The organism is Burkholderia sp. Bp8986, assembly GCF_003854225.1.
Taxonomy (GTDB): domain Bacteria; phylum Pseudomonadota; class Gammaproteobacteria; order Burkholderiales; family Burkholderiaceae; genus Burkholderia.
This window is the reverse complement of the sequence record NZ_QTQM01000054.1, coordinates 36,065-47,917: the sequence shown is the minus strand read 5'-3', so window position 1 is coordinate 47,917 and position 11,853 is coordinate 36,065. Positions and strand designations below refer to the sequence as shown.

Here is an 11,853-nt window from a genome sequence, read left to right as displayed (position 1 = left end):
CACGTTCGCGATGTCGACGCCCGTGTTGTCCGACTTCACGCGGACCTTCACGTTGTAATCGACCACTCTTTTCACTGCGACGATTATCTTCATGTATCTTCCGTTCAGTCTTTTCGTAGAATCCGACCAGCATTCAGTACGCCTGCCGGATCCAGCAGGTCCTTGATCGCCTGCATCAACGCAATCTCGTCAGCAGAACGGCTATGGTGCAGAAAGTCTCGCTTCACGACTCCGATGCCGTGCTCGGCAGAGATCGAGCCGCCCACGTCGGCGACTGCCCGGTAGACGAGATCTTCAACGCGATGCAGGTCGTCCGGGCTGTCGTGGGGACCCGAAAGCACGTGAAGATTTCCGTCGCCGATATGGCCGAAGAACAGGTGACGTTGGCGCGCAAACTGCTGCGTCAGCGCTTTGCGCGTCGAATCAACGAACCGCTCCATTGCTGCCATCGGAACGCCAACATCGAAAGCGGCATGCGGCTTGAGGTGCGCCAGCAGTTCGCCTATGGCTTCGCGATAGGCCCAAAGCCGCTGCGCGTCGTCGATCGATTGGGCTACGACGGCATCGGTCGCGAGACCGTGGTCGAACGCATTGGCCAGAAACTCCTCGAGTTGTCGCCGTTCGTCCGCTTCGTCGGTACCGAGCGTCTCCAGCAATGCGTACACCGGCGCGGGGGCATCGAAGGCTGGCCGCAACTCGTGGACTTCGCGAGCGGCGGCCATGAAGTCGTCCCACATGACCTCGAACGCGGAGAGGCCCGGCAGTGTGGCGCGAGCGTCGCGTATGAGCTGCGTTGCGGCGTCAAACGACGGAAGCGCACAGAGCGCAGTGCATGCGCTCGTTGGCAGCGGAGAAAGCTTGAGAACGAGTCTGGTAATCACGCCCAAAGTACCTTCGCTGCCGATGAACAGGTGCTTCAGATCTACGCCTGTTGTGTTTTTCGTGACGCGATTGAGCATGCTGAGCAGACGCCCGTCGGGCAACGCGACTTCGAGGCCAAGCACCATATCGCGCATTGTGCCGAACCGGATCACACGGTTACCACCAGCATTGACAGCGGCGTTGCCGCCGATCTGGCATGAACCGCGAGCGCCGAGATCGAGCGGAAAGTACCAGCCTTGTTCTTCGACGCGTTGCTGCAATTCTTCGAGAACGACGCCAGCCTGCACGGTGGCGGTGCCGCCTACGGTGTCGATTTCCTCGATTGCATCGAGCTTCGATAACGAAAGCGCGATTTCCCCTTCGCGCGGCGTCGCGCCACCGGCGAGACCCGTCAAGCCGCCTTGCACGACAGCACGGCGACGAAAGCGGCTGCAGATCTCAAGTGTCGCCGCCACCTGTTGCGGCGTGCGCGGGAACACGACGATGCCCGGCATGCAATGTGGTGCTTCACTCCAGTCGCCGGCGTGAGCCGATGCGACAGACGAGTCGAGCACGACCGAGCTGTCGCCGAGCGTGCTTTCGAGCGCTGCGACGAATAGGTCGACAGGCTGTTCGATGAACGGAGTCATTGAGTATGTCCGATGTTGAGTTGCCGATCCCGCCCGGCATTGCTCGGCATCGCAGCGACGATGCCGGCCGACAGCAGTAGAAACGCTGCGGTGACGTAAAGCGCGACGCTCGCGCTGCCCGTGCGGTCTACGATCCAACCGATCATGTAAGGGCTGACGAACCCGGCAAGGTTGCCGATCGAATTGACCAGTGCGATGCCAGCGGCCGCAGCAACCCCACCCAGCAACGAAGTTGGAATGCGCCAGAACACAGGCGCAAGGCACTGCAATCCCATGCAGGCAACCGTCAGCGCCACAAGCGAAACCACCTGCTGGCCGCTGTACAGCGCACTCGCGACGAGCCCGAGAGCCGCGGCAGCGCACGGTATGAGATAGTGCCAGCGATGCTCACCGCTTCGATCCGCGCTACGCCCGACCACCAGCATCGCGCCGATGCCGAACGCGTATGGAACTGCCGACAGCAGGCCCACATTCAGCGCAGACGCGACGCCCATGTGTTTGATGATCGACGGAAGCCAGAAACCGAAACCATACTGACCCATCGCGGCACCGAAGTACGCGAACGCCAGCAGCCATACTGCGGGCCGACGCAACGCTTCGGAAAGCGATACCGTTTGTTTGTTCTTCGACTCTGCTTCGATGTTTGCAATCAGCCGGACGCGCGCTTCGTCGTCCAGCCACTTCGCGTTGCGGATACTGTCGTCGAGATAGAACAATGCAGCGATGCCGACAATCAGCGACGGTACGCTCTCGAGCACAAACAGCCATTGCCACCCGGATAAACCAGCCGCGCCGTGAAACGTCGACAGAATCCATCCTGAGAGAATGCCGCCGCAGACGCCGGCGATCGGAATGGCGGTCATGAATGTTGCGATCACGCGGCTTCGGCGCTTCGCTGGATACCAATATGTCAGGTAGAGGATGATCCCAGGGAAGAAGCCCGCTTCGGCGGCGCCAATCAGGAAGCGGATCACATAGAAGGCCGTCGTCGTGTGCACGAATGCCATGAGGCCCGTCAGCACGGCCCAGGAAATCATGATTCGGGCGATCCAGCGGCGTGCGCCGACCCGATGCATGATCAGATTGCTCGGAACCTCGCATACGAAATACGCGAGAAAAAAGATTCCGGCGCCGAAACCGTAGATCTGTTCGCTCCAGCCCAGCTCCGACACCATCTGCAATTTCGCGAACGCGATGTTGACGCGATCGAGGAACGCGATGACGAAGCACAGACAGAGGAACGGCACAAGCCGCCAGGTAACGATCGAGTAAGCGCGTTCTTCGAGCTGTTCCTCCTGCTCGAGGTGCGCGGTGAATGATTGCGCCACAGTGTGTCTCCTGAGTTGGAATAGTCGGTCTTTGTGGCGAAAGTTTGCGTCGGGCTATTCAATAAGACAAACGATGATTTCTGACCTATTATCGAGAAAAACTGTTCAATGGAGGGGGCATGTCCGGGGCCAGATTCACGCCGAGGCAGCTTGCTGCTTTCCTTGCCGTGGCGGATGTTCGCAACTTTGCGCGAGCTGGCGAGCGCCTGAACTTGTCGCCGTCCGCCGTAAGTCTGCTGATTGCGGAACTCGAAAGCGGTGTGGGCTTTCGCCTGTTCGATCGCACCACGCGTAGCGTGGCACTGTCGCCGGCCGGCCGGGAGTTCGTCGTTCACGCGAAGAGCGTGATGAGGAATATCGAACTGGCTCAGGCCGCGGCGGACGATATACGGAATCGCGCCGCAGGGATCGTTCGGATTGCAGCTCCGCTTGTAATCGCGACGACGATGATGCCCACTGCGATTAAGAGATACGGGCAAACGCATCCCAAGGTGGTGATACGGATTCGGGATGCGGCAGTCGATAACCTTGTAGACATGGTTGCCAACGGAGACGTCGACCTCGGAGTCGGCCCCGATCAGACGGTCGGTGATGACGTGGCGCGTATCGAACTGTTCAAAAGCCCCTGGGTGCTCTGGTGCGCGCCGGACAATCCTCTCTCTAAACGTGGACGGATTACGTGGTCCGACCTGCGAAAGCAGCCGGTTGTCGCGGCGGGTCGAGACTATGAACGTAACGTTTCACTCATGCGCGCAGGCGTCGCTGACGACGAGCGTATCGCGCCTATGGACGTCGTCGACAACATCAGCACCGCTCTTGGGATGGCAGCGGTTGGACTTGCGTTGACGCTGGCGCCGGCGTATGTCGGCCTGCTGGCGCGACCGCTTGGTTTGGTTATGCGCCGGATTGTAGAGCCGGAAGTCATGCGCCAAGTATGTCTTTACCATTCGGCAAGCCGCGCGGTCTCGCCAGCCGCTGAGGGCTTCCGTCAATACCTTATAGACTCGTTGAGTGGTATGGAGTCGCTTGGAATAGCTCGGCGACGCGTCAAATGTTGATCCAGTGCTGTCGCACGGGTACGGCCGTCCAACGTGCCGATTCGAAATCGGAGCCACGATGTGAATTTGGGAAAATGTCGCGAGCTTCGGTTGTCCGGAATGTATCGATACAAGGTTGATCCGCGCTCGAATAGCCGCTCTTGGATATCACGCAGGCTGAGCTGAAACCTGTTGACCGAACGGCAACCCTCCATGCTGTCCCAAAGCAGGATCGGGAAACCGGGATAGGGCCGGCTGCTCATGAGGAGTCGCTGGTCGCGGAGTTCAGCCGCATTCAGGTTCTCCTGGCGATCAGCAAGGACGAAGGCTGTCGATTCGCGGTTGCATGCGCCCTACCTGAGAATCGAAGCTGCGGCCATCCAAGCGTTGCGTTCTCCGCCGTCGCATGTATCATTCGCCCTTCCTCAAGATATTCATCAGTCGCCTACCTCTAAGTGGCTGATAAATATGCATAATTCATAGCCTATGCAAAGTTCCTGAACAAACCGCGCCATGGAAACTTACGACATCGCCGTGATCGGCGCGGGCGCCGCCGGGATGATGAGCGCCGCGGTCGCCGGGCAACTCGGCCGCCGCGTGGTGCTGATCGACCATGCGCCGCGGCTCGCCGAGAAAATCCGCATCTCGGGCGGCGGCCGCTGCAACTTCACGAACCTCCATGCGGGCCCCGACAACTACCTGTCGTCGAATCCGCATTTCGCGCGCTCGGCGCTTGCGCGCTACACGCCGCGCGACTTCCTCGGGCTGCTCAAGCGCCACCACGTGACCTGGCACGAAAAGCACAAGGGGCAGCTCTTTTGCGATCACGGCAGCGACGCGGTCATCGACGTGCTGAAGCATGAATGCGACGCGGGCGGCATCGCCTGGCGCCGGCCGGTGGTGGTCGACGCGGTGCGCCACGCGCCGTCCGACGGCTTCACGCTCGACACGCAGCAGGCGGGGCCGATCCGCGCACGCGCGCTGATCGTCGCCACCGGCGGCCTGTCGATCCCGAAGATCGGTGCCACCGACTTCGGCTACCGGCTCGCGAAGCAGTTCGGCCACAAGCTCGTCGATACGCGGCCCGCGCTCGTGCCGCTCACCTTTGCGTCGCAGGACTGGGAGCCGTTCGCGGCGCTGTCCGGCGTGTCGCTCGAAGTGCGCGTGTCGACCGGCGACAAGAAGCGCGGCGGCGAATTCGTCGAGGACCTGCTGCTGACCCATCGCGGCCTGTCGGGCCCTGGCATCCTGCAGATCTCCAGCTACTGGCAGTCCGGCGACCCGATCCGTATCGACCTGCTGCCGCAGCGCGACGCGGTGGCCGACCTGCTCGACGCGAAGCGCACGTCGAAGCGGCAGATCGGCTCGCTGCTCGCGGACTGGGTGCCGTCGCGCCTCGCCCACGTCTGGCTCGACACGCACCGCGTCGCGGCCGACGCGCGGCTCGCGGACCTGCCCGACAAGACGCTGCGCCAGATCGGCGACGCGCTGTCCGGCTGGACGCTGACACCGAACGGCACCGAGGGCTACAAGAAGGCCGAGGTGACGAAAGGGGGCGTCGATACGCGCGAACTGTCGTCGGCGACGATGATGAGCGCGCGGGTGCCGGGGCTGTTCTTCATCGGCGAGGCGGTGGACGTGACGGGCTGGCTCGGCGGTTACAACTTCCAGTGGGCATGGGCGTCCGGCACGGCGGCCGGGCAGGCTGCGGCGGAGTTCTCGCGCGGCGCCTGACACGGCTGCGCGCCCTGCCGTTGACGGGACCCGGCCCTTATGTCTTTGCACGACCCTCTGCTATACTCGTAAGTCTTCCCTGCAAACCTTTATTCGTGTCGGATCATGACGATCATTCGCGTTAAAGAAAACGAGCCGTTCGAAGTCGCCATGCGTCGCTTCAAGCGCACGATCGAGAAGAACGGTCTGCTGACCGAGCTTCGTGCGCGGGAGTTCTACGAAAAGCCGACCGCCGAGCGCAAGCGCAAGAAGGCTGCTGCGGTGAAGCGTCATTACAAGCGGATTCGCAGCCAGACGCTGCCGAAGAAGCTGTACTGAACGATTGAGCGCCGCGCGGTTCGCTGAGCGGCGCACCGGCGACCTCCGCACGATCGGCCTCGTTCCGGGGCCGCGAGTCGCCGATGCCGGATTCGAGCAACCCGCTTGAGACTTAGTCCCAAGCGGGTTTTTGTGTTGACGCCCGTTCGCGGGCGTCGAAGTCACGTTTCCATCCCGGGTGCAAGATGAGTTTGAAAGAGCAGATCAGCGAAGACATGAAGGCCGCGATGCGCGCGAAGGAAAGCGAGCGTCTGGCGACGATTCGCCTGCTGATGGCCGCGATCAAGCAGCGCGAGGTCGATGATCGGGTGACCCTCGATGACGCGGGCATCACCGCGGTGATCGACAAGATGATCAAGCAGCGCAAGGACTCGATCAGCCAGTTCGAGGCCGCCGGCCGCGACGATCTCGTCGCGAAGGAGCAGGCCGAACTGACGGTGCTGGGCGCCTACATGCCCGCGCAGCTGTCGGACGCCGAAGTGGTCGCCGAAGTCCAGGCCGCGGTCGCGGCAACCGGCGCAGCCGGCCCGCAGGACATGGGCAAGGTGATGGGCGTGCTGAAGGGCAAGCTCGCCGGCCGCGCCGACATGACGGCCGTTTCCGCGCAGGTCAAGGCCGCGCTGTCGAAGTAAAACCCGCTTCCCGGCGCGTTGCATGCGCGTGCGCCGGGGCGTCGTATTGTCTTTTTTCGCTCGATCCCACGGTGATTCCGCATTCGTTCCTGCAGGATTTGCTGAACCGCGTCGATATCGTCGACGTGGTGGGCCGGTACGTGCAGCTCAAGAAGGGCGGCGCCAACTTCATGGGGTTGTGCCCGTTCCATAACGAGAAGAGCCCGTCGTTTACCGTCAGCCCGACCAAGCAGTTCTATCACTGCTTCGGCTGCGGCGCGCACGGCACGGCGATCGGCTTCCTGATGGAGCATGCGGGGCTCACGTTCCCGGAAGCCGTGCAGGAGCTCGCGCAGTCGGTCGGGCTGACCGTGCCGCACGAGCCGTCGATGCGCGGCGGCGGCGGCGGTGGAGGCGGCGGCGACTATCCGGCGCCCGTGTCGAAATCGGTCGCGACTGCGCTGTCCGACGTGATGTCCGCCGCGTGCGACTACTACCGCAAGCAACTGCGTGGCGCGACCGTCGCGATCCAGTACCTGAAGAACCGGGGCCTGACCGGCGAGATCGCCGCGCGCTTCGGGCTCGGCTATGCGCCGGACGGCTGGCAGAACCTCGAAACGGCGTTCCCGGACTATCGCGACGACTCGCTCGTCGAATCGGGGCTCGTGATCGTCAGCGAGAAAACCGACGCGCAGGGTGTGGCGCGACGCTACGACCGGTTCCGCGAGCGGATCATGTTCCCGATCCGCAACGTGAAGGGGCAGGTGATCGGGTTCGGCGGACGCGTGCTCGGCAGCGGCGAGCCGAAGTACCTGAATTCGCCGGAAACGCCGCTGTTCAACAAGGGCAGCGAACTGTACGGGCTGTTCGAGGCGCGCCTCGCGATCCGCGAGCGCAAGTACGTGCTGGTCGTCGAAGGCTACATGGACGTCGTCGCGCTCGCCCAGCTCGGCTTCCCGAACGCGGTCGCGACGCTCGGCACGGCATGCACGCCGATCCACGTACAGAAGTTGCTGCGCCAGACCGACACGGTCATTTTCAGCTTCGACGGCGACTCGGCCGGCCGGCGCGCGGCGCGCCGCGCGCTCGAAGCGTGCCTGCCGCATGCGGCGGACAATCGGACGATCCGATTCCTTTTCCTGCCGGCCGAGCACGATCCGGACAGCTATGTACGCGAATTCGGTGCGGACGCGTTCTCCGAGCAGGTCGAGCGCGCGATGCCGCTGTCGCAATTTCTGTTGAACGAAGCAATTGCGGGCAAGGCGCTCGATCAGCCGGAAGGTCGCGCGAAGGCGCTGTTCGACGCGAAGCCGCTGTTGCAGGCGCTGCCGGCGAACGCGTTGCGCGCGCAGATCATGCACATGTTCGCCGACCGTCTCGATATCCCGTTCGAGGAAGTCGCGGGATTGTCGGACGTCGATGCGCGCATCGCGGCGCCGCCGCGCCAGGCGCCCGCGCGCAGCGAGCGGCGGCGCGTGACGGACAGCGAAAAGCGCGCGTTGCGCACGCTCGTGATGCATCCGCGGGTCGCGTCGCAGCTCGACGACGAACAGCTTGCGACCCTGCGCGCGCTGCCGCGGATCGGCGAGCTGTTCGCCGAAGTCGTCGAGCATGCGCGTGCGCTGGGTGACGGCGCGGAGTTCCGGCTGCTGTCCGATGTCCTGCGGACCTCCTCGAACGGCGCGACTTACGAGGAAATCTTCCGCGAAATTCTGGACTATGATGAAAACGTCCGCGATTTGCTGTTACAGAATCCGGAAGACGAGACGGTGCCCGAGCGGCAGCGTGAACAGGAACGGATCGCGGGGGAGGAACTGCAGGCCGCGGTGCTCAAGATGCGCTATGACGCCTGCTGCGACCGGCTCGATCGGCTGGCGCGGCAATCGACCTTCACACCCGAGGAACTGGCCGAATTGACGGAATTGAACCAGCAGCGAACCGATATGAAACGTCGGCTCGGGCTGTAGGCGGCCGGGGCGCTGAGAGAGGGCGCCCCAGCGTGCTATAATATAAGGTTTCCAGCGGTTTGTTTTCTAAGCAGAGGCGAGATTCGCGATGGCAAAGACGACAGGCGGAAAGAAAGCAACAGGCAAGGGCTCGACGGAGCCGACCACCAAGGTCACAGCGGCCAAGTCTGCTTCTTCCACCAGGACAACGTCTTCAGCCACGTCAGCCCCTGCAGGAAAGAAAACCGCGGCCGGCACTGCTCAGGCTGCGCCGGCGCCGGCAGCCAGAACACGGGCTGCCGCCAGACCCGACTCCGGGCCGGCCCAGCCGGCGGCGAAGCGGGCAAGTGCGAAAAGCGCAAGGGACACGACTGCCGCCGCGGACGAAACGGCAGTACGTACTACTCATGCACCTACGGTTCAACCGGCTGTCGTCCAGCAGCCGCGAGTCGATATAGCCGGTACGGCGAACTCCATGACCAAAAAGCTGAACGAAGTATCCGTCGATGACGACGCAAATCAGAGCGACGAGCAGCCCGCAGCCGCGGCTGCCCCGGGCAAATCCAAGGTGCGCGATCGTCGCGCCAAGGAAAAGGCGCTGCTGAAGGAAGCGTTCGCGACGAGCACGCCCGGCACGGCCGAGGAGCTCGAAGAGCGCCGCGTGAAACTGCGCGCGCTGATCAAGCTCGGCAAGGAGCGCGGCTTCCTCACGTATGCCGAAATCAACGACCATCTGCCGGACAACTTCACCGAGACCGAAGCCCTCGAAGGCATCATCGGCACGTTCAACGACATGGGCGTGGCGGTTTACGAGCAGGCTCCGGACGCGGAAACGCTGCTCCTGAACGACAACGCGCCGGCCGCGTCGTCGGACGATGAAGTCGAGGAAGAAGCGGAAGTCGCGCTGTCGACCGTCGATTCGGAATTCGGCCGCACGACCGATCCGGTCCGGATGTACATGCGCGAGATGGGCACGGTCGAGCTGCTCACGCGCGAAGGCGAAATCGAGATCGCGAAGCGGATCGAGGACGGCCTGCGCCACATGGTGATGGCGATTTCCGCGTGCCCGACGACGATCGCCGACATCCTCGCGATGGCCGAGCGCGTCGCGAACGAAGAGATCCGCGTCGACGAGCTCGTCGACGGCCTGCTCGATCCGAATGCTTCGGACTCCGCCGATACGGACGGTTTCTCCGCGAAGGAAGCGGAAGCGATCGAGAACGAGGACGAGGAAGCCGAAGAGGAAGAGGAAGAAGAGGAAGAAGAGGAAGACGACGGTGCCGCTCAGGCGTCGGCCAATGCCGCCCAGCTCGAAGCCCTCAAGCGTGCCTCGCTCGACAAGTTCTCGCAGATCAGCGAGTGGTTCGACAAGATGCGCCGCGCGTTCGAGAAGGAAGGCTACAAGTCGAAGTCCTACCTGAAGGCGCAGGAAACGATTCAGACCGAACTGATGACGATCCGCTTCACCGCGCGTACCGTCGAGCGTCTGTGCGACACGCTGCGTGCGCAAGTGGACGAAGTGCGTCAGGTCGAGCGTCAGATCCTGCACATCGTCGTCGACAAGTGCGGCATGCCGCGTTCGGAATTCATCGCGCGCTTCCCCGGCAGCGAGACGGATCTCGACTGGGCCGAGAAGATCGCGGCCGAAGGCCATGCGTACAGCGCGGTCCTGTCGCGTAACGTTCCGGCGATCCGCGAGCAGCAGCAGCGTCTGATCGACCTGCAGGCGCGCGTCGTGCTGCCGCTGAAGGACCTGAAGGAAACCAACCGCCAGATGGCGGCCGGCGAACTGAAGGCGCGTCAGGCGAAGCGTGAAATGACCGAGGCGAACCTGCGTCTCGTGATCTCGATCGCGAAGAAGTATACGAACCGCGGCCTGCAGTTCCTCGACCTGATCCAGGAAGGTAACATCGGCCTGATGAAGGCGGTGGACAAGTTCGAATACCGTCGCGGCTACAAGTTCTCGACCTATGCGACGTGGTGGATCCGCCAGGCCATTACGCGTTCGATCGCGGACCAGGCGCGCACGATCCGTATTCCGGTTCACATGATCGAAACGATCAACAAGATGAACCGCATCTCGCGGCAGATCCTGCAGGAAACCGGTCTCGAGCCGGATCCGGCAACGCTCGCCGAGAAGATGGAGATGCCGGAAGACAAGATCCGCAAGATCATGAAGATCGCGAAGGAGCCGATCTCGATGGAAACGCCGATCGGTGACGACGACGATTCCCATCTCGGCGACTTCATCGAGGACAACAACACGGTCGCGCCGGCGGATGCCGCGCTGCATGCAAGCATGCGCGACGTCGTGAAGGACGTGCTCGATTCGCTGACGCCGCGTGAGGCGAAGGTGCTGCGGATGCGCTTCGGTATCGAGATGAGCACCGATCACACGCTCGAGGAAGTCGGCAAGCAGTTCGACGTTACCCGCGAGCGGATCCGTCAGATCGAGGCCAAGGCGCTGCGCAAGCTGCGTCACCCGAGCCGTTCCGACAAGCTGAAGTCGTTCCTCGAAGGGAACTGATTTCCAGCGTCTCACTTGCGAACGCCGCCGGTATCCGCGTGATGCCGGTGGCGTTTGTCCTCTTTAGCGGCTTTGTTGTTACAATGCCGGCCCGGCTTCGTTGCCGGGGTGGCGTGTAGCACAGGTTGCTTCCCGTCTGGGCCCCTAGCTCATGCTTGGTTAGAGCAGCGAACTCATAATTCGTTGGTGCCGGGTTCGACTCCCGGGGGGCCCACCAGATTCGCTTTGTTCGAGAGTTTCCACGCGGTGCAACCGACCGCGATTGGACGCGAAAAGCCGGCCCGGTGGGCCGGCTTTTTCGTTTCTGGGCTTCAACGCATCGGATCCGGGCAATCCATGGCTCCGGACTACCCGAACGGGTAGGGACCGTTCGTGTTCCCCATCCCTAAACTGCCTTCCCGAAGATTTCGCGGCGAGCGATCGCTTGTCTGCGTATTCGACGACAGACCGGTGCGCATCGAAGCCGACCATCGGCATACGCAGGCGAGCTCGACGCACTCGCTACCACCTATAATCCGAGCAAGCGCGCCTTCTTGTACGGCACGGTCGCTCACGTGGACAACAGCAAGAACGGTAAATTCCCGGTGTTTGCGACGGCTCGCGATTCCAGCTTCCAGCTCGCCGAGCCGTCCGAACATGGACGAAGGGCAAACCGGCGCGTACGTCGGGATGATGCACGTCTTCTAAAGCAACAGGCCGTTTCGCGGAGCGTTTTCCGCACAGCCGGCCACTGCGGGCACAGCGCAGTGGCTGGACGACTCGCCGGTGTTCGCGCGGGCGAGCTTCGCCACAGGCATCGCGTGACAAGCGATGCTGGCGCCGTCCTCAAAAGAAGGTTGAG

8 protein-coding genes, 1 tRNA gene and 1 pseudogene are annotated in these 11,853 nt (G+C 62.8%); 7 read left to right on the top strand and 3 right to left on the bottom strand.

What is annotated here, in order from left to right; genetic code table 11:
• The 3 genes and pseudogenes from DID99_RS32360 to DID99_RS32350 form a co-directional block, all read right to left on the bottom strand.
• Nucleotides 1-93: pseudogene (locus DID99_RS32360) on the bottom strand (electron transfer flavoprotein subunit beta/FixA family protein); the annotation flags it as partial.
• Nucleotides 94-104: 11 nt separating this feature from the next.
• Nucleotides 105-1,511: an FAD-binding oxidoreductase gene (locus DID99_RS32355; RefSeq protein ID WP_124646448.1), complete on the bottom strand. Its 1,407-nt coding sequence runs from the start codon at nt 1,509-1,511 to the stop codon at nt 105-107.
• Entirely contained in the window at nt 1,508-2,839 is a 1,332-nt protein-coding gene (locus tag DID99_RS32350; RefSeq protein WP_124646447.1) for an MFS transporter, read from the bottom strand. Before DID99_RS32350 ends, DID99_RS32355 begins: the two co-directional genes overlap by 4 nt.
• Before the next feature lie 119 nt (nt 2,840-2,958).
• Here DID99_RS32350 and DID99_RS32345 point away from each other — a divergent pair, with 119 nt between their 5' ends.
• The 7 genes from DID99_RS32345 (at nt 2,959) to DID99_RS32315 (ending at nt 11,229) form a co-directional block, all read left to right on the top strand.
• Nucleotides 2,959-3,897 (top strand): LysR family transcriptional regulator, encoded by a 939-nt coding sequence (locus tag DID99_RS32345; protein ID WP_124646446.1) that lies wholly within the window; start codon nt 2,959-2,961, stop codon nt 3,895-3,897.
• A gap of 492 nt (nt 3,898-4,389) precedes the next feature.
• Nucleotides 4,390-5,610: an NAD(P)/FAD-dependent oxidoreductase gene (locus tag DID99_RS32340; protein ID WP_124521304.1), complete on the top strand. Its 1,221-nt coding sequence runs from the start codon at nt 4,390-4,392 to the stop codon at nt 5,608-5,610.
• Nucleotides 5,611-5,715: 105 nt separating this feature from the next.
• A complete protein-coding gene (gene rpsU / locus DID99_RS32335) occupies nt 5,716-5,928 on the top strand; it encodes a 30S ribosomal protein S21 (RefSeq protein ID WP_006479415.1) in 213 nt (70 codons plus the stop codon).
• A 185-nt stretch (nt 5,929-6,113) separates the two neighbouring features.
• Nucleotides 6,114-6,560 carry a GatB/YqeY domain-containing protein gene (locus DID99_RS32330; protein WP_124646445.1) on the top strand — a complete coding sequence of 149 codons (447 nt, stop codon included), beginning with the start codon at nt 6,114-6,116 and terminating at the stop codon, nt 6,558-6,560.
• Nucleotides 6,561-6,631: 71 nt separating this feature from the next.
• Nucleotides 6,632-8,506, top strand: a complete 1,875-nt coding sequence (gene dnaG / locus DID99_RS32325) for a DNA primase (RefSeq protein WP_124668340.1) — start codon at nt 6,632-6,634, stop codon at nt 8,504-8,506.
• An 88-nt stretch (nt 8,507-8,594) separates the two neighbouring features.
• Nucleotides 8,595-11,012, top strand: a complete 2,418-nt coding sequence (gene rpoD, locus DID99_RS32320) for an RNA polymerase sigma factor RpoD (RefSeq protein WP_124486422.1) — start codon at nt 8,595-8,597, stop codon at nt 11,010-11,012.
• Nucleotides 11,013-11,150: 138 nt separating this feature from the next.
• Nucleotides 11,151-11,229, top strand: a tRNA-Ile gene (locus DID99_RS32315).
• Nucleotides 11,230-11,853 lie beyond the last annotated feature (624 nt).

What these genes read in the sequence shown, in the direction of transcription:
- rpoD (WP_124486422.1), top strand. Translation starts at nt 8,595, where the DNA reads ATGGCAAAGACGACAGGCGGAAAGAAAGCAACAGGCAAGGGCTCGACG.
- DID99_RS32340 (WP_124521304.1), top strand. Translation starts at nt 4,390, where the DNA reads ATGGAAACTTACGACATCGCCGTGATCGGCGCGGGCGCCGCCGGGATG.
- DID99_RS32355 (WP_124646448.1), bottom strand. Translation starts at nt 1,511, where the DNA reads ATGACTCCGTTCATCGAACAGCCTGTCGACCTATTCGTCGCAGCGCTC.
- rpsU (WP_006479415.1), top strand. Translation starts at nt 5,716, where the DNA reads ATGACGATCATTCGCGTTAAAGAAAACGAGCCGTTCGAAGTCGCCATG.
- DID99_RS32345 (WP_124646446.1), top strand. Translation starts at nt 2,959, where the DNA reads ATGTCCGGGGCCAGATTCACGCCGAGGCAGCTTGCTGCTTTCCTTGCC.
- DID99_RS32330 (WP_124646445.1), top strand. Translation starts at nt 6,114, where the DNA reads ATGAGTTTGAAAGAGCAGATCAGCGAAGACATGAAGGCCGCGATGCGC.